The 22,697-nt window shown below is 68.6% G+C and carries 23 protein-coding genes; 6 read left to right on the forward strand and 17 right to left on the reverse strand.

The annotated features are described in order from the left end of the window. Window positions 1–9 precede the first annotated feature (9 nt). Window positions 10–1,410: a TolC family protein gene (locus tag MLE42_RS11570; protein WP_275975876.1), complete on the reverse strand. Its 1,401-nt coding sequence runs from the start codon at window positions 1,408–1,410 to the stop codon at window positions 10–12. A gap of 69 nt (window positions 1,411–1,479) precedes the next feature. Beyond that, window positions 1,480–1,875 (reverse strand): hypothetical protein, encoded by a 396-nt coding sequence (locus MLE42_RS11575; RefSeq protein WP_243288036.1) that lies wholly within the window; start codon window positions 1,873–1,875, stop codon window positions 1,480–1,482. Between the two features lie 138 nt (window positions 1,876–2,013). Between MLE42_RS11575 and MLE42_RS11580 the strand changes: the two genes are divergently transcribed. Continuing rightward, window positions 2,014–3,078: an NAD(P)/FAD-dependent oxidoreductase gene (locus tag MLE42_RS11580; RefSeq protein ID WP_243288037.1), complete on the forward strand. Its 1,065-nt coding sequence runs from the start codon at window positions 2,014–2,016 to the stop codon at window positions 3,076–3,078. Between the two features lie 12 nt (window positions 3,079–3,090). On the opposite strand, the gene MLE42_RS11585 is transcribed toward MLE42_RS11580, so the two are convergent. Further along, window positions 3,091–3,468 carry a hotdog fold thioesterase gene (locus MLE42_RS11585; protein WP_275975893.1) on the reverse strand — a complete coding sequence of 126 codons (378 nt, stop codon included), beginning with the start codon at window positions 3,466–3,468 and terminating at the stop codon, window positions 3,091–3,093. 139 nt (window positions 3,469–3,607) lie between these two features. On the opposite strand from MLE42_RS11585, the gene MLE42_RS11590 reads away from it, so the two are divergent. From MLE42_RS11590 to MLE42_RS11610, 5 genes are all read left to right on the forward strand, one after another. After that, window positions 3,608–4,411 (forward strand): nitrilase-related carbon-nitrogen hydrolase, encoded by an 804-nt coding sequence (locus MLE42_RS11590; RefSeq protein WP_243288039.1) that lies wholly within the window; start codon window positions 3,608–3,610, stop codon window positions 4,409–4,411. Window positions 4,412–4,486: 75 nt separating this feature from the next. Continuing rightward, complete coding sequence (locus MLE42_RS11595; RefSeq protein ID WP_243288040.1) at window positions 4,487–5,656, forward strand: efflux RND transporter periplasmic adaptor subunit; 1,170 nt, start codon at window positions 4,487–4,489, stop codon at window positions 5,654–5,656. Further along, the gene (locus MLE42_RS11600) at window positions 5,653–6,333 is read left to right on the forward strand and encodes an ABC transporter ATP-binding protein (protein ID WP_243288041.1); all 681 of its coding nucleotides are present in this window, start codon (window positions 5,653–5,655) and stop codon (window positions 6,331–6,333) included. Before MLE42_RS11595 ends, MLE42_RS11600 begins: the two co-directional genes overlap by 4 nt. Then, on the forward strand, window positions 6,334–7,533 hold the full coding sequence (locus MLE42_RS11605; protein ID WP_243288042.1) for an ABC transporter permease: 1,200 nt from the start codon (window positions 6,334–6,336) through the stop codon (window positions 7,531–7,533). It abuts the gene before it with no gap. Window positions 7,534–7,535: 2 nt separating this feature from the next. Then, window positions 7,536–8,747 (forward strand): ABC transporter permease, encoded by a 1,212-nt coding sequence (locus tag MLE42_RS11610; RefSeq protein WP_243288043.1) that lies wholly within the window; start codon window positions 7,536–7,538, stop codon window positions 8,745–8,747. 59 nt (window positions 8,748–8,806) lie between these two features. Here MLE42_RS11610 and MLE42_RS11615 read toward each other — a convergent pair whose 3' ends face one another. The 14 genes from MLE42_RS11615 to MLE42_RS11680 form a co-directional block, all read right to left on the reverse strand. Beyond that, entirely contained in the window at window positions 8,807–9,157 is a 351-nt protein-coding gene (locus MLE42_RS11615; protein ID WP_243288044.1) for a hypothetical protein, read from the reverse strand. Between the two features lie 170 nt (window positions 9,158–9,327). Beyond that, on the reverse strand, window positions 9,328–9,780 hold the full coding sequence (locus MLE42_RS11620) for a hypothetical protein (protein ID WP_243288045.1): 453 nt from the start codon (window positions 9,778–9,780) through the stop codon (window positions 9,328–9,330). 128 nt (window positions 9,781–9,908) lie between these two features. Next, entirely contained in the window at window positions 9,909–10,343 is a 435-nt protein-coding gene (locus tag MLE42_RS11625) for a hypothetical protein (protein ID WP_243288046.1), read from the reverse strand. A 154-nt stretch (window positions 10,344–10,497) separates the two neighbouring features. Further along, window positions 10,498–11,097 (reverse strand): P-loop nucleotide/nucleoside kinase family protein, encoded by a 600-nt coding sequence (locus MLE42_RS11630; RefSeq protein WP_243288047.1) that lies wholly within the window; start codon window positions 11,095–11,097, stop codon window positions 10,498–10,500. 8 nt (window positions 11,098–11,105) lie between these two features. Then, complete coding sequence (locus tag MLE42_RS11635) at window positions 11,106–11,528, reverse strand: DUF1801 domain-containing protein (RefSeq protein ID WP_243288048.1); 423 nt, start codon at window positions 11,526–11,528, stop codon at window positions 11,106–11,108. Window positions 11,529–11,714: 186 nt separating this feature from the next. Further along, window positions 11,715–12,125, reverse strand: coding sequence for a nuclear transport factor 2 family protein (locus MLE42_RS11640; protein ID WP_243288049.1), 411 nt, complete (start codon window positions 12,123–12,125; stop codon window positions 11,715–11,717). 260 nt (window positions 12,126–12,385) lie between these two features. Next, entirely contained in the window at window positions 12,386–13,243 is an 858-nt protein-coding gene (locus MLE42_RS11645) for a class I SAM-dependent methyltransferase (RefSeq protein WP_243288050.1), read from the reverse strand. Window positions 13,244–13,607: 364 nt separating this feature from the next. Continuing rightward, the gene (locus MLE42_RS11650) at window positions 13,608–14,045 is read right to left on the reverse strand and encodes a hypothetical protein (protein ID WP_243288051.1); all 438 of its coding nucleotides are present in this window, start codon (window positions 14,043–14,045) and stop codon (window positions 13,608–13,610) included. After that, window positions 13,994–14,356, reverse strand: coding sequence for a hypothetical protein (locus tag MLE42_RS11655; protein WP_243288052.1), 363 nt, complete (start codon window positions 14,354–14,356; stop codon window positions 13,994–13,996). Before MLE42_RS11655 ends, MLE42_RS11650 begins: the two co-directional genes overlap by 52 nt. 260 nt (window positions 14,357–14,616) lie before the next feature. Further along, window positions 14,617–15,699, reverse strand: a complete 1,083-nt coding sequence (locus tag MLE42_RS11660; RefSeq protein WP_243288053.1) for an aldo/keto reductase — start codon at window positions 15,697–15,699, stop codon at window positions 14,617–14,619. A 31-nt stretch (window positions 15,700–15,730) separates the two neighbouring features. Beyond that, window positions 15,731–16,147: a nucleoside 2-deoxyribosyltransferase gene (locus MLE42_RS11665; RefSeq protein ID WP_243288054.1), complete on the reverse strand. Its 417-nt coding sequence runs from the start codon at window positions 16,145–16,147 to the stop codon at window positions 15,731–15,733. 4 nt (window positions 16,148–16,151) lie between these two features. Beyond that, entirely contained in the window at window positions 16,152–18,242 is a 2,091-nt protein-coding gene (locus tag MLE42_RS11670; RefSeq protein ID WP_243288055.1) for a S46 family peptidase, read from the reverse strand. Between the two features lie 51 nt (window positions 18,243–18,293). Then, complete coding sequence (locus MLE42_RS11675; protein WP_243288056.1) at window positions 18,294–20,390, reverse strand: S46 family peptidase; 2,097 nt, start codon at window positions 20,388–20,390, stop codon at window positions 18,294–18,296. A 19-nt stretch (window positions 20,391–20,409) separates the two neighbouring features. After that, window positions 20,410–22,497, reverse strand: coding sequence for a S46 family peptidase (locus tag MLE42_RS11680; protein ID WP_243288057.1), 2,088 nt, complete (start codon window positions 22,495–22,497; stop codon window positions 20,410–20,412). Between the last annotated feature and the right edge of the window lie 200 nt (window positions 22,498–22,697).

Here is a 22,697-nt window from a genome sequence, read left to right on the forward strand (position 1 = left end):
GGGGATCTCCTACATCTTCGACATGGCGGGGCCGCTGTCCTGGGCCTGGCCCGGGGCTTTGGCGGAGGCTTTCGAGGCAGTGGGCGCGGCGGCTCCGGCGGACAGGCTGGCCGAGGCCAACGCGCCGCCAGTGATGGACGGCGTGGCGCCGAGGGCCGCTTCGCCCAGGGCGATGTGCTGGGCCTGGAGCTGGGCCAGGGTCTGCAGGTAGGCGCCCTGATCGCCCACCCAGCCGTTGAGGGCTTCGAGGGCTCCGAGGAAGGGCGCGCGGCCGGCCTCGTACTGGGCGAGGGCCGCCTTGAAGGTGGCCTCGCTCTGCACCAGGAGGCCCTCGCGGTAAAGGTCTCGGGTGCGGCGCAGGGTCTCGATCTGGATGGCCCGTTCTTCGGTCCGCTGGCGCAGGAGGGTGCGCACGGATTCCACCTCGGCGCCCTGGCCGAGGCGGTGGTGCTCATGTTCCGCCACGGCCCGCTGCTGCTTGTGGCGGCCGTAGATGGGGAGGGAGATGCTCACGCCCACCTGCCACATGGGGTCCAGGCTGCCCCGGGGCATGATGCCCGCGGTGACGGCGAAATCCGGGCGGCGATCCAGCTTGGCCAGCTCCAGCAGCTTCTCGGTCTGCCGGACGCTGGCCCGGGCGCCCGCCAGCTCGGGGCTGCGGGCCTCGACCTGCTCCGGCGTGAGGGGGGCGGGCTCCGGCAGGTCCGCCAGCGCCGCCGTGGTGGGGATGGGATCCGCGGGGTCGTGCTGGCGCAGACGGTTCAGGCCGGCGAGGGTGGCGCGCTCCTCCGCCTCCAGAGCCCACGTCGCCTGCTTGAGGCGCGTGAGTTCGAGCTGGGCGCGCAGCAGGTCGCCCTGGCTGCCCTGCCCCACCTCGTAGCGGGTGAGGGCCAAGCGCTCGGCCTGCTCCAGGAAGACGGACTGCTGGACCAGCAGCTCCTTCTGGCCGCGCACCAGCAGCAGGGCCGCGTAGCCGCGCCGCACATCGGCCTCCAGGCTCATCTGCACGCGGCTGCGGGTGGCCTCCGACACGCCGACGCCGGCGGCGGCGACCTCCTTCCGCAAACCGCGCTTGCCCGGCCAGGGGAAGGGCTGGGTGAAGGCCACGCTGTAGAAGCTGGTCTCCATCTTCCCGATCTGGAGGCCGTTGAAGCCGTCGTTCTGGAGGCCCAGGGACAGGGTGGGATCCGGCAGCACGCCCGCCTGGGGGATGCGCTCCTGGTCCATGCGCACGGTGGCCTCGGCCCTCTGGACGTCTGGATGCTTCCCGAAGGCCTCGGCCAGGAGGCCCGCCAGGACCGGGTCGGCTTCCGCGGTCGGCGTGGAGGTGGATGGATGGTGGATGGGAACCTGGGCCAGGGCCGGCGCGGCGAGCACCAGGGCCGGGGCCAGGCGCAGCAGTGTGCGCATGGGGATCTCCGGAAACGGGAAAGAGGAACGGCCTGCCCACGGGCAGGCAGAGCTTCACTCAATCCCGGATCAGATCCGGAACGTGTTCAACCGCGCCAGGTGCCGCCCCAGGTCCGGGTCGCGGCCGCCGTCGGCAGAGACGGAACGAACGATGGTGCCGGCTTCAGAGGCCGCCCGGGCCCAGCCGGCCGGCTCGGGCCGGGGCTCGGTCCGGCGGGCGCCCTGCTCGGCCCGGCGGGCCGCCGGGGCGACGACCACCTGGCGCTCGGCGCAGGCGCCGCGCTGAGGTGTGCGGTTTCCCTCGGGCTTTGGGCAGGGGCAGGAGTCGTCCATGCCGCCGGGCATCATTCCGCAGCAGCACTCATGGGGCTGGGCCGCCGTCCGGTCGCCCGCCAGCACCCAGTCTCCGCCCACGCCGCCCAGGAGCAGCGCGACGGCCAGGATGGCGCGCAGGATCGTCCGCACGGAGAAACCTCCGGATGGATCCCATCATAGGCCCTCCACCCGTGTGGCAACATGAAAAGGTTGACGCTGGTCACAGCGGCGGGGCTCCGCCGGATCGCCAAACCGAGATCCGGCGCGCATCGGCGCTACGATGGACGAATGGGCACGATTGAAACCGCGGACGTGGCGATCATCGGCGGCGGCATCGCCGGCCTGAGCCTGGCCTTCCACCTGGCCCGGGCCGGCCAGCGGGGCATCGTCCTCCTGGATCGGGAGGACCAGCCCGGAACCTACGCCAGCGGCCACAACGCCGCCGTGGCCCGGTCCCTGACGGGCCGCGACGAGCACACGGCCCTCACCGTGGAAGGACGCCGGCGCCTGGCGGAGGCGGGCCTGATGACCGTCGGCGGCGGACTCCTGGTGAGCGTGACGCGCGGCCCCCTGGATGCCTTCGAGGCCGAGGCCGCCCGTCATGGCGTGGAGGTCCACCGCGGCCCGGGCATCCCCCTGCCCGGCCTCCGGGCCGCCGAGCACCTGGCCATCCCCGGCGACGGGGTCATCGACGCCGCGGGCCTGCTGCAGACCTGCGCCGAGGGCGCCCGGGCCGGCGGCGTGGACCTGCGCTTCAGCTGCGCGGTGGCCGGCATCCGGAGCACGGAGGACGGCTTCGACCTGGACACGGACCGCGGGCCGCTTCACGCGAAGACGCTGGCCATCGCCGCCGGCGCCTGGGCCGGTGAGCTGGGCCGCCAGGCGGGCTCACAGATCGCCTTCACACCCCTGCGCCGCTCCCTGGTGTGGAGCGGTGCCGCCCATCCCCAGCGGGAACCCTGGGCCTGGTGGGTGGACCGCCCCTTCTACCTGCGGCCCGAGAGCGGCGGCGTCCTCATGTGCCCCTGCGAAGAGGTGGCCGTGCCCCTGCCGCCGCGCGGACGCCAGCCGGACACGGACCCAGCCGTGCTGGAGGATCTCTACGCCAGCCTGCGCGAGCTGGCGCCGGACCTGGCGGATCGGCCCGTCACCCGCTACTGGACGGGCCTGCGCACCTTCGCGCCGGACCGGCGCTTCGTCATCGGCTGGGATCCCTGGAATCCGAGCCTGTTCTGGTCCGCCGGCCTCGGCGGCCACGGCATGACCAGCGGCCTCGCCGTGGGCGCCCTGGCGGCCCAGCGGTTCATGGACCGCAGCGGGGGCGGCCCCCTGGATCCGGCCCGCTTCCGCTGATCGCCACCTGGCTCAGCGGGGCGGGAGCACCGCGATGGTGAGCCGCGAGATGCAGGTGGGCCGGCCCGCCTCGTCAGCCAGCTCGATCTGCCACACCTGAGTCGAGCGGCCGAGGTGCAGCGGCCGGCCGGTCCCGATGACCCACCCGGAGGTCAGGCTGCGGAGATGGTTGGCGTTGATCTCCAGGCCCACCACCTGGTGGCCGGGCGGCACGGCGAAGGCCGCGCCGCAAGAGCCGATGGTCTCGGCGAGAACCACGGAGACGCCCCCGTGCAGCAGGCCCATGGGCTGACGGGTGGTGGCATTCACCGGCACCCGGGCGCGGATGAAGTCATCCCCGACTTCCAGGAACTCGATGCCGAGGTGCGACACCGCCGTGTCCGCGCACATGGCCGTCAGCCGTTCGACCGAGGGAGGGGTTTTCCAGACCTGTTCCACGCGCCCATCCATCCGGGAGCCCGATCGGCTCCGGTTCCAGCGTATCGCCCCCGGGCGCGGAGCGGCGCCGGCGATCGGGTAGGATCAGGCCATGCGCCCCGCCTCCCTCCGCGTCGCCCTCGTCCAGCAGGACACGGTCTGGCAGGACCCGGCCGCGAACCTGGCCCGGGCCCGGGGCTTCGTGGAGCAGGCGGCCCGTGCGGGCGCGCGGGTGGCGGTGTTCCCGGAGCTGTTCACCCTGGGCTTCACCATGGCGCCGGAGCCCTTCGCCGAGGCCCTTCCCGGGCCCACCACCGAGGCCGTGGCGGCGCTGTCGCGCGAATTCGGCCTCTACCTGGTGGGTTCCGCAGTGGAGGCCCACACGCCCCACCCCCGCAACGCGGCCTTCGCCACCGCGCCGGACGGGTCCCTCGTCGCGGCCTACCGCAAGATCCACCCCTTCTCCTACGGTGAGGAACACGAGCACTACAGCGGCGGCGAGGACTGCCCCCGGTTCGAGGTGGATGGCATCCCCTGCGGCCTGCAGATCTGCTACGACCTGCGCTTCCCCGAACCCTTCCGCGCCCTGGCCGCCAAGGGCGCCGAAGTGGTCTTCATCCCCGCCAATTGGCCCGTGCGCCGCATCGCCGCCTGGTCCACGCTGCTCGCCGCCCGCGCCATCGAGAACCAGATGGCCATCTGCGGCGCCAACCGCGTGGGCCGCGACGGAGCCGGCCTCGACTACCCCGGCGCCTCGGCGCTCCACGACGCCTTCGGCGAGGTCATCGCCAAGGGCGACGCCGCCGAAGGACTGGTGGTAGGCGACCTCGACCTTTCGGCGCTGCGGGCCTGGCGCGCGCGGTTCCCCGCGCTCAAGGACCGCCGGCCGGAGGTCTACCGGCGCCTGGAGGCGTGAACCCGGGGTCCACCGCCCTCGAGGGCCTTTGATCGCCCCTACCTGGGCCGCGCGCGGAACCTAGAATGGGTGCGTATGCGAAAGGTGCCGCGCTGGGCCGCCGTCCTCCTCGCGATCGGGGCCGGGGCGGTCCTTCTCGTGGCGTGGCTCCTCCGGAAGCCGAGCCTGGAGGTGAAGGTCGCCCGCGCCGAGGCGGGGCCGGTGGAGGAGATCGTCGCCAACACCCGGGCCGGCACCGTGAAGGCCCACCGCCGGGCCAAGCTCTCGCCGCAGATCCCTGGCGTGGTGACCGCCCTGCCCCACCGCAAGGGCAGCCGGGTGGCCGCCGGGGAGCTGCTCCTCCAGATCGAGGACTCGGTGCAGCGGGCCGCGCTGAACCTGGCGGAGGACCAGGTGCGCACCGCGGAGGCGCGCACGCGGGAAGCCTGCCTCGCCGCGGACCTGGCGGAGAAGGAGCTGGCCCGGGGCCTGGCCCTGAGCCGGGACGGTGTCCTCAGTCCCCAGGCCCTGGACGCCCTCCAGAGCGCCCGCGACCGCGCCATCGCCACCTGCCAGGCCCTGCGCGCCGCCCTGGAGGAGGCCCGCAGCCAGGTGCGGCTCGCCCGGGCCCAGCTCGCCCTCACCCAGCTGCGCGCGCCCTTCGCGGGCATCGTGGCGGAGTGCTCCGGCGAGGTGGGCGAGTGGATCACGCCCTCGCCCACGGGCATCCCCATCCCGGCGGTGCTGGACCTCTTCGACCCAGCCACGCTCTACGTCAGCGCACCCATCGACGAGGTGGACTCCCAGCGGGTGAAGGCCGGGATGCCGGTGCGGATCGCCGTGGACTCCCACCCCGGCCAGAAGCTGGCGGGCCGCCTCGACCGCGTGGCCCCGTACGTCCTGGATGTCCAGGAGCAGAACCGCACGGTGGAGGTCGAGGTGTCGCCCCTGGATCCCTGGTCCGCCCAGGGCTTCCTGCCCGGCACCTCCAGCGATGTGGAGGTGATCGTGGCCCGCCGGGATGGCGTGCTCCGCATCCCCACCGCGGCCATCGCCGAAGGCGGGAAGGTGCTGGTGCTCGAGGGCGGTCGCCTGGCGGAGCGCACGGTGAAGACCGGCCTGCGCAACTGGCAGTTCACGGAGGTCCTCTCGGGCCTCGCGGCGGGGGATCAAGTGGTCACGGTGCGGGATTCCACCGCCATCCGCGCCGGAGCCCGTGCCCATGCCCAGGCCCAGGATCAGGATCAGCGCCGGGAGGGGCCATGATCGAGCTGCAGGGCGTGTGGCGCACCTACCCGGTGGGGGAGGGCGTGGTCCATGCCCTGCGGGACGTCAGCCTCACCATCGCCCCCGGCGAGCACGTGGCGCTCATCGGCCCGTCGGGATCCGGCAAGTCCACGCTGCTGCACATCCTGGGCTGCCTGGACCGCCCCAGCCAGGGCCGCTACTGTTTCGAGGGCCGGGACGTGGTGGCGCTGCCGGAAGCCGAGCGATCGCTGCTGCGCCGGACGCGGATCGGCTTCGTCTTCCAGTTCTTCCACCTTCTGCCCCGGCTCACCGCCCAGGGGAACGTGGAGCTGCCCATGCTGTTCGGCGGCGTCCCCCGCGAGGAGCGGAAGGCGCGGGCGGCCCAGGCCCTCGCCTCCGTGGGCCTCCTCCCGCGGGCCGGGCACCGGCCGGACCAGCTCTCGGGCGGGGAGCGCCAGCGGGTCGCCATCGCCCGGGCCGTGGTCATGAACCCCGCCGTGGTGCTGGCCGACGAGCCCACGGGCAACCTGGACCGCGCCTCGGCCCAGGACGTGATGGGTGTGCTGGAGGCCATGAACCGGCAGGGGCTCACCCTGGTGGTGGTGACCCACGACCCCCTGCTCGCCGCCCGGGCGAAGCGGGTGGTGCACCTGGCGGACGGGGTGCTGGCGGACGCGCCCGCCGGGGAGGCCTAGATGGCCTTCCTCGACCTGCTCGGCTTCGCCGTGGGCGCCCTCCGGGGCCACCGGCTGCGCACCGCGCTCTCGGTGGCGGGCGTGGCCATCGGGATCACGGCGGTCCTCGCGCTCACGGCCCTGGGGGAAGGCGCCCGGCGCTACATCGTGGACGAGTTCGCCACCCTCGGGTCCAACCTGGTCATCATCCTGCCGGGCAAGGTGGAGACCACCGGGGGCGTGCCCTTCGGCGGCGTCACCCACGACCTCACCCTGGAGGATCACGCCGCCCTCGCCCGGCTGGGCCGCCTGCGCTGCGCCGCGCCCATCGCCGTGGCCACCGAGACGCTGCGCTTCCGCGACCTGGGCCGCTCGGCCCCCATCCTAGGCACCACCGCCGACTACCAGGAGATCCGCCGCCTCCGCCTGGCCGCCGGCTCCTTCCTGCCCTCCGGCGATCCCGAGCGCTCGGGGACGGAGATCGTCCTCGGCACGAAGGTGGCCCAGGAGCTGTTCCGCGGGGAGAACCCCCTGGGCCAGGTGGTCCGCGTGGGCCCGGACCGCTTCCGCGTGGTGGGCGTCCTCGCGCCCCGCGGCCTGTCCATGCTCGGCTTCGACCTGGACGAGGCGGCCTTCATTCCGGTGCGCACCGCCATGCGGCTGTTCAACCGCACCAGCCTCTTCCGCATCGTGGCCGAGGTGCGGATCTTCGCCGAGATGGACCAGGCCAAGGCCGAGGTCCTCACCCTGCTGAAGAACCGCCACCGGGCCGAGGACGTGACCGTCTACACCCAGGACGCCATGCTCGCCTCCTTCTCCGCCATCCTCCGGGTCCTCACCCTCTCGCTGGCGGGCATCGCCTCGGTCTCCCTGGTGGTGGCGGGCGTGGGGATCATGAATGTCATGCTCGTATCCGTCACCGAGCGGCGCGCGGAGATCGGCCTGCTCAAGGCCCTGGGCGCCCCGGCCCCGCGCATCCTCCTGGCCTTCCTGGCCGAGGCGGTGATCCTGGCGGCCCTGGGTGGCGCGGCGGGGCTGGCGGCGGGCGGCGCCGGCGTGGGCCTCCTGGCGCTCGCCTACCCGGACTTCCCCGTGGCCATCCCCCTCTGGGCCGTGGGCGCGGCCGTGACCCTCTCCTTCCTGGTGGGCGTGGGCTTCGGCGTGTGGCCGGCCCGGCGGGCCACGCAGCTCGACCCCATCGCGGCCCTGGCGCGGAGGTGAGGATGCTCCTGCTGCCCTCCGCCGAGCTCCTCCGCTTCGCCCTCGGGGCCGTGGCCGGCCACCGGCTGCGCTCCGCCCTCTCGGTGCTGGGCGTGGGCATCGGCGTGGCCGCGGTGGTGCTGCTCACTTCGCTGGGGGAGGGCACGCGGCAGTACATCGTGTCCCAGTTCAGCCAGTTCGGCACCAACCTGCTGGCCATCAATCCCGGCAAGGTGAAGACCATGGGCCTGCCCGGCGTGTTCGGCGGCACCACGCACCTGCTCACGCCGGAGGATGCGGAGGCCCTCCGCCGCCTGCCGGGCGTGGAGGCAGTGATCCCAGTCGCCATGGGCCAGGGGCGGGTGGAGTTCGGCGGGCGGGGCCGCAGCGTCTACATCTACGGCGTCAACCACGAGCTGCCCCGCGCCTGGGGCGTGGGCACGGCCCAGGGCAGCTTCCTCCCGCCCCTGGACCCCGGCCGCCGGGCCTCGCTGGCGGTGCTGGGGCCCAAGCTGGCCCGGGAGATCTTCGGGACCGCCTCGCCCCTGGGCCAGCGGATCCGCATCGGCTCCGAGAGCCTCGTCGTCATCGGCGTCATGGAGCCCAAGGGCCAGCTGCTGGGCTTCGACCTGGACGACACCGCCTACATCCCCGTGGGCACGGCCATGGGCCTGTTCAACCTGGCGGAGCTGCAGGAGATCGACCTGCTGGCCTCCACCAGCGAGGGCATCCCCGCCCTGACGGGCCAGATCAAGGCCACCCTCATGGCCCGGCACCGCGGCGAGGAGGACTTCACCCTCACCACGCAGACCGAGATGCTGGATGTCTTCGGGCGCGTGATCGGCATCGTGACCCTGGCCGTCACCGCCATCGCCGCCATCTCCCTCGTGGTGGGCGCCATGGGGATCCTGACGGTGATGTGGATCTCCGTGCACGAGCGCACCGCCGAGATCGGCCTCCTCCGGGCCCTGGGCGTGGACGGCGCCACGGTGCAGGCCCTCTTCTTCCTCGAGGCGGTGCTGCTGGCGGTGGGCGGAGGCGTGGGCGGACTGGCCTTCGGCGTGCTGGTGCAGGCGGTCCTCCGGACGATCGTGCCCGGCCTGCCCCTGGCGACGCCGCCGGAAGCCGTGGCCGCGGCCCTCCTCATGACCCTCGCCGTGGGCGCCGCCGCGGGCGTGCTGCCCGCGAGGAAGGCCGCCGGGCTGGATCCCATCGAGGCCCTGCGGGCGGAGTAGGTTCGGGGTCGACGCGGTCTCAGCGCTGAAGGGCCCGGATGACCCTTGAGGACAGGTGATCAGGGTTGAGCGGGGGTCTTGGCCTTGCGCTTGAGCTGATGGGCGAATCCGAACCACTTTCCCGCTTTTCGCAGCCGTGTCACGTAGATCGCGACAACCCCGACACCAACGAGGAGAAAGAGGTAGTTCCTGGCTCCGGAGGGATCCCCTCCAAGCCAGGAACGAACCGCCAGCGTCACAAGGAACAACGCAGGCGTGACCTTGCCGGTGTAGTAGATCCACCGCCCCGACGGAGAACCGAGCACGCGTTCGGCCTCCTCCTGGCGGACCAGCCAGAGGGTGGACAGCACCTTGGCTAGCGCCAATAGTCCTGCGATGAAAAGCAGGATGTTGCTTGCGTTCAGAGGCATGCGCTTCCCCCGGGTGAGTGAAGAAAATCCATGTCGAAGGCTTCATGAGAGCGGCTGACCGGCCCTGAACGCACCGAGGCGACGAGCGGATCTGAGGAAGCGGGAAGATGGGAGCGCGCGGAAGGCCGTACAGGCGGGGTCTGGATGGAGCGTAAGGTCAGGCCCGAAAATCACTCATTCGGGTGCGCAAGCGAGTTCGAGAGCATGTCAAGAAAGCCCTTGTACCAGCCGTCATCGGCCTCTTTTTGAACCCCCGTGCGGTAGGTTCCTTGAGTCACATAACTTTCCTGCCAGGCAAGGGTCAGCTTGACTTGGAGGACCGTGGAGTGCGGGGTTTGCGCTTTGACCAGAATGGTTCCTTCGAGAACGTTCACATGTTTCCGTGCGTTGTTTGGAGCATCTTCAGATTGATTCCGGAAGCTGATGACACCGACCTGCTGGTTCGCGGTGAGGATGATGGAGTCGTTGTTGACAAGGGCCACCAGCAGCTTTGAGAAGGTGGTGTCGTACGCCCCCTGGAGGGTCAAGGTATGCGGCTGGGGACTCTTTTGAGCCCATGTGCCTGGGCCCTGGAAAAAGAGAAGGCCGAACATGACATACGTGAGGATGTTGAGTGCCCTCATGGAGCCCCCTTTCGGGATCGGGTAAAGGTTCTGGCACGAGGAAGGTTGGACTTGGGAAAGCCTGACGAGGGTGGCTGGCCGGCCACGGCTGCATCGGGAAGAGGAGCGGAACTGCGGAAGCGGAAGAGCTACTTCAACGCGGCCTGGAGCTCGTCAAGAAAGCGGCGGTACTCTTCTGGGGCGAGCTGCGAGTCCCGGGCCGTCGTGGGGTGCCCCCTGAGAAACAGGTGAACCTGGACCGAGGTCCCCTGCTTCGTGATGTGCAGCGTGCCTTCTTTGGTCGAGATCCAGGGATTGCCCTGGAACCGGTAGGTTGTTTTCTGCTCGAAGGACAACAATCCATTGGCCGAATCAGAGGCCGTGATCCGGCATTTCATGTTGAGAAGCGCCTCAGTCAGGCTGCCAAATGCCACATCCGGTGATAAGGGGAGGGTTCTGATCTCCTCGCGGGCCATGCTCTGAACGGCGATTGGATCTGATGGATTGTAAGGAATTAGGTAAGGCGGGGTACAGCCGACAGACACCAGGATCAGAAGCATCGAAGGAAGTGACAGGGCTCGCATGGGTCCTCCTGGGTGATGGCCGTTAGCCCGATTCATGCCAAGAATGAGGCGACCGCTGGACGCCCCTGCACCGAGGCGACAAGCAGAGCCGAGGAAGCGGGAGGATGAGAGAGAACGAGAGGCCGTGCAGGCGGAGTCCGGGTCAAGCGAGCGGTCAGTGGGCGTCGCTGGAGGGAGGGTCCCCGGCTGAAGCGAAGGCCGCCTTCACCTGGCTGGCCAGCGAGGCGATGTCCACCGGCATCGAGGTGTCGACGCGGATCACCACGCCCGCTCCGACCGGGCCGTCGTATTCCTTGAGCAGGTCCGGCGACAGCTCGCGGAGCGGATGCGCCGCGTGCGCACCGGCGGCCGCGCGAAGGGCGAATCGGCGCGCCGACTCCGCGGCTCCGCAGTCGCAGAACACCTCGACGACCTCTGCCGTGAGGGCACAGAGCCGCTCCCTCTCATGGGAGCTGTGGGGCCGGAAGTTGGCCTCGAGCACCGCGGCTGGCGCGAACTCGGCGAGCTTCCAGAGCAGCTCCATCGCCGCCCCACCCAGCTGGCGGGAATAGGCAAGCTCCTGGCTCGGGCCCTCCAGCGCCTCCACCAGCGTCTCCTTGAGGAAGTCCTTCGAGAAGAGCGGCCAGCCCAGGGCTGCCGCGAGCGGCACGGCGAGGGTCGTCTTGCCGGCACCCGGCGCGCCGGAGACGAGCACGAGCCGTCGACGCGGGGGTGGGACGGTGTCCTTGAGCGGCATCGGGTGGAGGTGATCCATGACAGCGCCTATTCGGCACACAACCGTTGATTTGCCAACACGGCGGCCTGGAGCAGGGCCTTGAAGGCCCTGGCATCAAGGGTCTCCCCCTCCCGAAGGTCGATGGCCCTGCGGGTGCCTCCCCCCAGGCTGGCGTTGAAAAGGCCATCGGGGTCATTCAGGGATGCACCTCGCGCAAAGGTCAGTTTCACGACCTGCTTGTAGGCCTCACCCGTGCAGATGATCCCGCCGCAGGACCAGGTGGGCACGCCCAGGGGATTGGTGGGCTTGACCCACTTGCAATCCTCTTCGATGGCGGGGACGGCCTCATGGATGAGGCGGCGGACCTCGGCCAGCGTGTCGGCGCGCCAGCCTCCGATGGACCGGATGGCCTCACCGACCCGGGAAGACGGGCCCGACGGAGCCTTGGACTTGCCACCCTTGGTCACCATGGATCACCCCTCAAGTTGTCGTGCTGCCAAGCGAATGAAGCCAACCGGCCCCGCCTGCGCCGGGATGGCGAGCGGAGCCAAGGAAGCGGGAAGGCAAGAGAGAACGGAAGGCCATGCCGGTGGGGTGCGGGCTGGGCGTGAGGTTGGGCCGAGTGGGAATGAAGGCGGGAGTGGTCGTCGATCACGTCAGGCCAGGCGCTCCGGAATCGGCTTGAGCTTGTAGATCTCATGGAAAAAGAGATCCGCTTTGTGCTGATCTTCGCAAAAGTTGGTGACCTCTTTGATCTTCCCGTCTTCAAACCGGAAGACGAGGCACCACATCAGGTCAAGGCCCGACCCGGCCGTGCTCCATCCGCGGTGGTGATCCACGACGAAATCGCCCTGTTCCACCACGACGATGGGCTGGGCTTGGAAGGCGGCTTTGCCAAGCTGGTCGAAGAACGCAAGCACTTCAGGAATTCCGCGCTTGTCGCCTGCGAGGGGGTGGTGGCCGGGAATGCGCCAGATGATGTCTTCGGACATGGCGTCCTTCACGGCCGGGACATTCCTGCTTGCGTAGGCGGTGAAGAAATCCTGGATCTTGGAAAGATTCGACACGTGGACTCCGTGGGGGAACTAGGACAAGGCCGGACTTTGGATCAGGCGCCCCGCTGGGATGCAGGCTCACACCCGGTTCGCCAGGGGTGATGGGAAAGTATCTTCGAACGGAATCAATGGGGTGTCCACCCTTCATCCGGCCGTCGGATCATTCGTACGGGCCGGCATCCGGTGACCGGCCGGCCTCGATCCGGAAGGATCGCGAAGGACGCAGATGGGCGCGAAGCGCGGCGGTGATGGGTCGCCTGGGCCTTCGATCCTCAGGTGGTGGCCACCAGCAGCTCTTCGGCGGGGTTGGGGGGGCGGAGGCCGTCGGTGCGGTTTGCGAAGTAGCGCTGGGCCAGGGTGCCGGAGGAGACGTGCCGCGCCTCGTGGAAGCCGGCCTCGCGGGCGAGGGCCACCAGCTCCGGCGGGTCGAAGAAGCTGAGGAAGGGCGTGCCGCTGGCCCGCGCGCCCTCCATGGCCCGCGCCATGCCCGGGCGCACCCCGGGATCGGCCAGCTCGAGGGGCACCAGGAAGGACATCACCAGCGTGGAGCCCGGCGCCAGGGCCGCGACCCAGCCCAGCGTGGCCGCCACCGCCTCCCGGGTGAGGTACATGCTCACGCCCGTGGAGGCCACCACCGCCGGCCGCGCCGGGTCGAAGCCCGCCGCCGCCAGCCGCTCCCACTCGCCGTCACCGGCCTCGAAGTCCACGGGCACAAGCCGCAGCCAGGCCGGGAGGCCGTAGCCCAGGTCCAGCAGCCGCTGGCGCTTCCAGGCCTGGGGTCCGGGCTGGTCCACCTCGAAGACGGTCATGCGGGCGGCGAGATCGGCCCGGCGCTGGGCGAAGGTGTCCAGCCCCGCGCCCAGGAGCACGTACTGCGCCACGCCCCGGCCCGCCTGCTCCTCCACCCAGTCCTCGATGAACCGCGCCCGCGCCAGGATGGAGGCCCGGAAGGGCCGCGTGAACGGCCCCATGTCCGGCCGCTCCCGCCACCCCGCCTCCGGCGCCGCCAGCCGCAGCCCCACCTCGTCCCGGAACACCGGCGGCGGCGCATCCACCTCCAGATGCAGCGCCCGCCACAACGCCACCCGAATCGCCGTACTGTCCGGTGAAGCCACCGATTCCTCACGCATCAGACCCTCGAAAGAACAGCCACCGAGGGAAGTCTAGCCGGGGGGCCGAAGCAGTCTTTAGTCAGTACAGAGACCAAGAGCGTGCCAATTTACTTGTCAGTTCGCGCAATTGAATCCAGATTGACTAAAAAGTACTGAAAAATCAAAACAGTCGAATAATTAAGCAAAACCTCTATTATTAATCAATCTTGGCCATACATAAGGATCGCGATAGAATTAGCCAAATATCAACTAAAACAATAAGCGAATCATAAAATATACGGGCCGATGGCGCACCAGATAGATAGTATGACAAATGCATAAGTCGAACAATATTAATAAATCATAATCATAATTTTAAACATAAAACATCCTCTAAAATAATTTAATGAATTGCTCGATATATATATGCATCTTCAACTAATTGACCATTTATAACATTACGACTGAACCGAATACCTGAAATACCAGGTCCGGTAGAAATAACCGTTCGAATCATCAGAAAAATTGGATTTTTATCCTCTACTACCGAAACGTCCTTCATTCCAACTGGCGTTATATTTCGAGGAATTTTCTTAATAGCCATTGTTATTTTTCGATACACAGCCTTGGGACCATGAAGGCGAACTTCAGGAGAGGCAATAACGAGGCGCCAATTTTTCTGATCCGGAAGCAGGAGCCAAAAGGCACCTTTAACCATTAGATTTAGTCTATCGAGCGCCGTGATAAGCGCAGCACCAGAATTGATCATGTCGGAAGTAAGGTACTCGCCTACCAATAATTCTTGAGCCATTTGAGCAACCCGTGGGTTCGTGATGTACATGCCGAATAAAGGTCTCGAGCCTGACCTTCGGAAATAGAGAGAATATATCTTGAACTTTCATTCCAGTCTTTTGCAACAGCCCAGTTTAATTGGAGCATTTCATTTGCTCTCATTGCGGCCTCGAAAGCGGTCCAAATTCCAGCTGTTTGAAGTAAAGACTTGAGATCATGGGAGAAGCTTTCATTAGCCAAACGCTTATTAGGAAAGTCGTAACGGCGAGTTTGTTTGGCTATCGCTGCCTTTACGGCACATTCGACGGCATATCCCATGAGGTAGTAGCTTCCAGCATAGCTGCCTCGCTCGAGCAACATTTTCGCCTCGCGCGATCGAAGGCGAGATAGACGTTGTAAGTCCTGCCGATTCATGATTTGAAGTCACCCCAAAACAGTCAGCAAGGTCAAGCTTAGAGCCAACTGAATCGTTACGTTGAGAGATTCCCACCGGTTCGTCAGAGGTTCTTGGCAAGCATCTTCGAGCAAAACCAATGGGGTGTCCACCACTCATCATGCCCCAATCCCACCCACTTTTATCGGTGTTCATCTGTGTTCATCGGTGGTTACTTTCTTCTTTTTCATTTCCCAGGATTCGCCGGCGCATCCCGCTTGTACCACTGCGCCTGCCCATAGACGGGCTTCACCTTCTGCTCCAGCGCTTCAAGCTGGCCGGCATTCAGTGGCAGGAACTCCCCCGCGATGCGGACGTTCTCTTCGAGCTGGGCCACGTTGTCCACGCCGATGATGACGGTGCTCACGGGGTGGCTCAGGGTGTAGCGCATGGCCTCTTTGATGGTGAGGGTGCCGGGGCGGTCGTATTTCGCGGGGCCGCGCTGCTTCTCGGGCGGGGGCGGCTGGACGCCGGCCAGGAGGCGGCCGCGGGCGGGGATCTTCATGCCGATGATGCCCATCTCCTTCTCCACGGCCAGGGGCAGCAGAGTCTTCTTGAAGGGCAGGTGCCAGGTGTCGGCGGCGTTGAAGGCCATGAGCACCGTGTCGAAGGGGAAGCGGCGGATGGCCTCGGCCAGCACGTCCGGGTCCGTGTGGCCGCTGAGGCCCAGGAAGCGCACCAGCTTCTGGTCGCGGGCCTTCTGGAAGGCCTCCAGGGCGCCGCCCTTGGCGCAGACGCGCTCGACGTCGTCCATGGTGCTCATGGCGTGGAGCTGCCAGAGGTCCACGTGATCGGTCTGGAGCAGCTTCAGCGAGGTCTCCAGCAGCCGCAGCGAGCCGTCCGCCGTGCGGTCGTGGGTCTTGGTGGCGAGGAAGGCCTCAGCCCGCCGCCGCTTCATCACCTGCCCGAAGTACTGCTCGCTCCAGCGGGCCTCGCCGCCATAGCGGGCGGAGGTGTCGCAGTAGTTCACGCCCAGGTCCAGGGCCCGCTCGATGAGGGGGATGGCCACCTTCTCGTTGTGGGGCTTCTCGATGGACGCCTGGCCGCCGAGGCTGAAGATCCCCACCTTGTGCCCCGTGCGCCCCAGGTTGCGGGTGGGCATGGCCTCGGCGGTGGCGGGGTTGAAGGGCGCGTGGGGCGTGGGATGGTGGATCACGGGCTCCGCGCCCGCGACGGCCTCTACTGCCGCGAGGCGGGTGGCGACAAGGCCCGCCGCGGCGGCGGCCCCCAGCTTGAACAGATCGCGTCGGGTGGTGCCGGCCTCGGACATGGCGTCCTCCGTGGGATTCAGGATCTCGCCATCATGATCGCACCAGGAAGGCCTCCAGGTGCGCCAGGGCCTCATCAACGGCCCCGTAGGTCCGGAAGGCCACGCCGTCCTGCCGGATGCCCGTGAGCATCTTGCTGACGCGCACACCTTCGCGGGCTAGGCAGAGCACGGGCTTGCCGCGCTCCAGGGCGTAGGCGATCTCGAAGCCCACGCCGTGGGAGGGCGTGCTCACCTCGGCCACGACGGCTTCGCTGGCGCGGAGCCAGGCCGTGTCCCTCGCGAACACCGCCTCGGGGGCCAAGCCGCCGTCCGAAGCCATGGCCGATTCGGCGGCCAGGTGCGCCGTCAGCACGCGGTGGCCCAGGGCCTCCATGCGGTCCACCAGGGCCGCCACCACGGGCTGGTCCCCGCGACCGCCGGTGAGGGAACACGAAAGGTACAGATCCACGGTCCTACCTCCCCAGCAGCTCATCCGCGAGGTACCCGCCGCCCATCACTTTCCGCAGGGCCTCGAGGATGGCGCGGGCATCGGTGGCCACGGCGCGCTTGGTGTCGGGGTCGTAGACGTAGTAGCCGCCCTGCCCTTCGAACACGCTGTCGAAGTTGATGCCCACGAACTCGCCCTTCGCGTTCACCACAGGGCTGCCGCTGTTGCCGCCCACGGTGTCGCAGGCGTAGATGAAGTTGAAGGGGGTGGCCAGGTCCAGCTTCGCCTGCCGCTTGAGCCAGCGCTCCGGCAGGGTCCAGGCCCCGTGCTCCGCCGCCGCGGCGTTGCCGCCCCAGCCCAGGTGCCGGTCGTACATCCCCATGAACGTCGTGAAGGGCTGGGCCAGGGTGCCCGTGCCGTTGGCGTAGGTGGCGACGGGGCCGTAGCCCAGCCGCAGGGTGAAGGTGGCATCCGGATAGACGGCCCGGCCGAAGGCCTTGAAGCGGGCCTCGGCGATGCGTCCACCGTGCTCGTTGAAGACACCGGTGACCTCGGCCTCCATCCGCGTGTGGATGGCGCGGCCGAAGGGATCGACCTTCCGCGCCAGGAGGATCATGGAATCCGTGCTGGCGTCGATCGCGGTCTTGCCGCCTTCGGCCAGCGCCTTCCGCACGGCGGGATCGTCCAGCTTCGTGCCCGCCACCGCGGCCTGGGCCACGGCCTCGGGGGTCTGACCGCCCAGCAGGGCCTTCACGAAGGGATGCTCCGCGCCCAGCTCGTCCTGGGCCTCCCGCAGCCCCGCCGCCAGCAGGGTGGCGTCGATGGGCTTCTGCACGGGCCGGGGCGAGAGGAGCTGCGCCCGGGTGGCCTTGAGGTTGCCCTCGCTGAACTCGCTGAGCCGCTCGGCCGACGGCTTGGCCAGCTCGTCCGCGAGCCGCACCAGCGTGAGGGCGTGGCGCAGGGTCGCCACCCGGCCCACCAGGGTGCCGCGGCCGGCATCGAGGTAGGTGGCCTCCTTCAGCAGCGCCTTCTGCCGTTCCACGGCCTGGGCCACCCGGTCCCAGCTTCCGCCCACGCGGGCCTGCAGGGCGGGATCCTTGGCCACGGCGGCCTTCAGGGCGGCCTCGGCATCGGCCACCTTCTTCAGGTTCTCCGGCTTGGCGAGGCCCAGGAGCTGGCCGCTGAGCCGCTTGTGGCCGTTCTCGATGCCGTAGATGGCCTCGGCGGCGAGGCGGTGCGCCTCGGGCGAGGTGGCCGAATACGCCTGGAGGGCCTGCTTCTGGCGCTCCAGGGTGCGGAGCTGGAAGGGGATGCCGGTGTCGCGGGCGTAGGCCATCTGGGCGTGGGTCTGCTGGCGGTAGGTGATGCCCGGATGCCCCGAGATGAAGGTCAGCTCGCCCATGGCCACGCCCTTCGCGCTGAAGGGGAGGAGGGCCTCGGGCCGGTAGGGCTTCCCGTCCTCGTAGACGCGGAACAGGGAGAAATCCAGGTTGTGGCGGGGGTAGGTGTAGTTGTCGGGGTCGCCGCCAAAGGCCGCCACCTGGAGCTCCGGCGCCGCGACCAGCCGCACGTCGCTGAACTTCTTGTAGCGGTAGAGCCAGTACTCGCCGCCCTGGTAGAGGGTGACGGGCTCGCAGGTGAGGCCGGTCTTTGCCTCCTCGGTCCGGCGGAGATCCGCCAGGGCGTTGAGCCTGGCCATGAGCGCCTCCTGGTCCGACATGCCGGGCTTCACGGCGCCGTTCACCCGCGCCGTCACGTCCTTCATGGAGACGAGCATCATCAGCTCCAGGCCCGGCACCTTGATCTCCTGGCTCCGCCGGGCCGCGGTGAAGCCGTTCTTCACCAGGTCCGCCTGGGCCGTGGACACCTGGGCGATGGCGCCCCGGCCCACGTGGTGGTTGGTCACCACCAGGCCGTCGCGGCTCACGAAGGCCCCCGTGCCGCCGGGGAAGCGCACCGTGGCGAGCTGCAGGTTCTTCAGCCAGGCCGCGTCCAGATCCACGCCGTACTTGGCCTTGATCTGCTTCACGGGAATGTTGTCGAAGGTCCACATGCCTTCGTCCGCGCGCAGCGCGGGCAGGGCGGCAAGCAGGAGGGCGAGGGCGGTGAGGCGCATGGGGGCTCCGAAAAGGGGCCCCGAAGGGCCCCTGGCATCAGTCGTTCGGGCTTACTTGCCGGTCAGCTCGGCGGCGAGGTGGGGCGCGTCGTAGATCTTCACGAGGGCCTCCAGGATGGCCCGGGCGTCCACGGAGACGCTGCGGTTCACCTTCTCGTCGTAGAAGTAGCGGCCGGCGTTGCCTTCGATGTTGCCGTCGAAGAGCAGGCCCACCAGCTCGCCCTTGCGGTTCACCACGGGGCTGCCGGAGTTGCCGCCGGTGGTGTCCACGGCGTGGGAGAAGTTGAGGGGCGTCTTCAGGTCCAGCTTGCCCATGCGGTCCAGCCAGCGCTGGGGCAGGTGCCAGTCGGTGTAGTCCTTCGCGTCGTTGCCCCCCCAGCCGAAGTGGCGGTCATAGAGGCCGGCCCAGGTGGTGAAGGGCTGCTGGAGGGTGCCGTTGGCGGGATAGGTGGCCACGGCGCCGTAGGTGATGCGCAGCGTGCCCGTGGCGTCCGGCGGCAGGGTCTTGCCGTAGACCGCGAAGCGGGCCTTGGCGATGCGGGCGCCGTGCTCTTCCAGGATGGCCTTCACGTCGTCCTGCTTCTTGCGGAGGCCCAGCAGGATGGGCTCCAGCTTGCGGGCCAGCACGATCATGGGATCGGTGCTCTCGGCCACGGCCTTCTGGCCGCCGTCAACCAGAGCCTTGCGCACGGCGGGATCGTTCAGCTTCGTGCCCCCCACGGCGGCCTTGGCGACGTCCTCGGGCTTCTTGCCACCGAGGATCGCGGCCACGAAGGGGTGCTGCGGGCCCAGCTCCCGTGCCGCATCCTCGAGGCTCCGGGTGAAGAGGAGGGTCTCCAGCTCGGGGCTGGGGGACTGGCCCATCATGCCCATGGCGGGGCCGGAGAGGCGGGTCTTCAGGGCCTTGAGGCCGCCCTCGGAGCGGTACTCCGTCAGGCGCTTCTCCACGGGCAGCTCCTGCTGGGCGGCCAGGCGCACCAGGGCCTGGGCCTGGCCCAGGGTCGCGGAGCGGGCCGCACCGACGACCTGGGCCTCCTTCATGTAGCCCTTCTGGAGCTGGATCGCCTGCTCGACGCGCGCCCAGCTCTGGCCGGTGGTGGCCGCCAGCTTGGGATCCTTCGCCACGGCGGCCTTCAGGGCCTTCTCGGCGGCCTCGAGGCGCTTCATGGCCTCCGCATCCTTCAGGCCGGCCAGGGAGCCCTCATTGGCCTTGGCGCCGTTGTTCACGCCCAGGATCAGGGTCTGGACCTGGCGGGCGTGCTCGGCGTCCTGCTTGCCGTACTCCTCGAGGATGGCGCGGGTGCGGTCCGCGTTCTTCAGGTAGGTGGGGATGCCGAAGTCGCGGTCGTACTTCATCTGGGCGAAGGTCTGCAGGCGGCTGGTGCGGCCGGGGTGGCCCACCACGAAGGTGAGGTCGCCGGCCTTCAGGCCCTCGGTGCTCCAGGTGAGGTGGTGGGCCGGATGGTAGGGCTGGTCGTTCTCGTAGACGCGGACCATGGAGAAGTCCAGGTCGTGGCGGGGGTAGGTGAAGTTGTCGTAGTCGCCGCCGAAGGCCGCCACGGCGATCTCGGGCGCGGCCACCAGGCGGATGTCCTTGAACACCTTGAAGCCGTACATCCAGGTCTCGCCGCCCTGGTAGAGGTTCACCACGTCATAGGTGAGGCCAGTCTTCTTCTCCAGCTCGGCCTTGATGGCGTCCAGCTCCCTGGCGCGGACTTCGGCGGCCTGCTTCTCGGTGAGGCCGGGCTTCACGGCCTTGGCGACACGCTCGGTCACGTTCTCCATGGCCATGAGGGTGCGGTAGGTGAGGCCGGGGATCTTGATCTCCTGGTCGCGGCTCATGGCCACGAAGCCGTTCTTCACCAGATCGCGGTCCTTGGTGGACAGGCGGGCCAGGGAGCCCCGGGTGCAGTGGTGGTTCGTGACCACCAGGCCGTCGGCGCTCACGAAGGAGCCCGTGCAGCCGCCCAGGGTGAGGGTGGAGAGGCGCACATGGTCGATCCAGGCCTGGCCGGGCTCGAAGGCGTACTTCTCCTTGAGCTGCTTCAGGGGCAGGTTGTCGAAGGTCCACATGCCCTCTTCGGCCCGGAGGACCGGCAGGGCGAGCGTCGAGACGAGGGCGAGGGCGAGAATCGGAAGGCGTCGCATGATGGCTCCAGGGTGGGGGCTACTTGCCGGTCAGCTCGGCCACGAGGCCGGAAGCGCCATAGACCTTGTCGAGGGCGTGCAGGAGGCCCCGGGCATCCACGGAGACGCCCCGGTTGGCCTTGTCGTCGTAGAAGTAGTTGCCGGGCAGCATGTCGATGTCGCCGTCGAAGATGAGGCCCACCAGCTCGCCCTTGCGGTCCACCACGGGCGAGCCGGAGTTGCCGCCGATGATGTCCACCTTGTGGACGAAGTTGAAGGGCATGGCGGGATCGAGGGCGCCGCGCTTGTCGATCCAGCGCTGGGGGAGCGTCCAGGCCCCGTCATGCGCCGCGGCGGCGTTGCCGCCCCATCCGTCGTAGCGGTCGAAGAGGCCGCCGAAGGTGGTGAAGGGCTGGATGAGCGTGCCGTTGGCCGGGTACTCCGCGACGGGCCCGTAGGTCAGGCGGAGGGTGAAGGTGGCGTCCGGGTAGGTGCCCTTGCCGTAGGCCGCGAAACGGGCCTTGGCGATGCGCATGCCGCACTCGGTGAGCACGCTCTGCACCTGATCCACCTGCTTCCGGCGCACCTCGCGGGACAGGGGATCCAGCTTCCGGGCCAGGAGGATCATGGGGTCCTGGCACTCGGCCACGGCCTTCTTGCCGCCGGCCAGGAGCACCTTGCGGAATTCGGGATCCGCGAGCTTGGAACCGGACACGGCCGCCCGGGCGACCTCCGCCGCCGGCTTGCCGCCCAGCATGGCCTGGACGTAGGGATGGGCGCCGCCGAGCTCTTTCGCGGCGTGCTCCAGCCCCTGAGTGAACAGGAAGATCTCCTGCTCGGCGTAGAAGGGTGCGCGGACGCAGAGGCGGGCCTTGGCGGCCTTCAGGTTCGCGTCGCTGTATTCGGGCAGGCGCTTGTCGCTGGGGAGGTGCTCCTCATCGGTGATGCGCACCAGGGCGAGGGCGTAGCCCAGGAGGCTGGAATCCGCGGTGCCGACGATCTGGTTCTCCCGGGCCAGCCCCTCGGAGGCCTTGAGCGCCGCCTCGATGCGTCCCCAGGCGTCCCCGACCTCCGCGGCGAGCCGGGGATCCGCGGCCACCTTGGCGCGAAGGTCCTTCTCGGCCGCGGCGATCCGGGCCATGGCCTCGGGGTTCTTGAGGCCGGACCAGTAGCCGTTGACGGCCTTCAGGCCGTTCTCGACGCCGAAGATCTGGGTGTTGACCTGGCGGGCGGCCTCCGGCGAGGACTTCCCGTACTCGACCAGGGCCTCCTTCCGCCGCTCCATGGCCTTGAGGCGCATGGGAATGGCCACGTCCCGGGAGTAGATCATCTGGGCCAGGGTGTCCTGGCGGCTGGTGCGGCCGGGATGGCCGGTCACGAAGGTCAGGTCGCCCGCCTTCAGGCCCGTCCGCGTCCAGTGCAGGAACTCCTTCGGGTGGTAGGGCTTCCCGTTCTCGTAGACCCGGAAGATGGAGAAGTCGAGGTTGTGCCGGGGGTAGGTGAAGTTGTCGTGGTCCCCGCCGAAGAAGGCGATCTGCATCTCGGGCGCGAAGACCAGCCGGACGTCGGTGTGCTTCTTGTAGCTGTAGATCCAATGCTCGCCGCCCTGGTAGAGGGTCACGTGCTCGCAGGTGAGGCCGCTCTTCTCCTGCATCTCCTTCTTGATCCGCTCGATCTCCGCCCCGCGGAGCTTGTGGGCCTCCGACTCGGGCGTGCCGGGCTTCACGGCCTTGGCCAGCCGGTCGGTGATGTTGTCCATGGCCATGAGCGTCAGCAGCTCGAGCCCCGGGACCTTGATCTCATGGTCGCGGTCCTGGGCGGCGAAACCGTTCTTCACGTAGTCGTGGTCCTTGTCGCTGACCCGCTGGATCCAGCCCCGGCCCACGTGGTGGTTGGTGAGCACCAGGCCATCCGCGCTCACGAAGGAGCCGGAGCCGCCCGGGAAGCGCAGGGCCGACAGGCGCACATGGTCCAGCCAGGCCTGGTCCGGAGCCCAGCCGTAGGCCGCCTGGATCTTCTTCGTCGGCAGGTTGTCGAAGGTCCACATGCCCTCCTCGGCCTTCGCCGACCCGGAGGCCAGGGTGAGGACGAGCAGGGGGAGGGTCAGGCGTCGGGCACGGAACGACATGGATGCTCCACAGGGGGGATGACCATCGTATCACTACGTATCCCTGGATCCGCCTGGCATCCTGGCTCGGGGCCGGGATCTGACCGGCCTTGGCTAGACTGGGACCCGCAGCCTATCTTCAGCCTGGTGACAGGCATCACTTCTCAACCACGAGGTCTTGAATCTCGTTTTCTTGAGACTCAGTATCACCTTTATGACGA

This window comes from Geothrix terrae (assembly GCF_022808775.1).
Classification (GTDB): Bacteria; Acidobacteriota; Holophagae; order Holophagales; family Holophagaceae; genus Geothrix; species Geothrix terrae.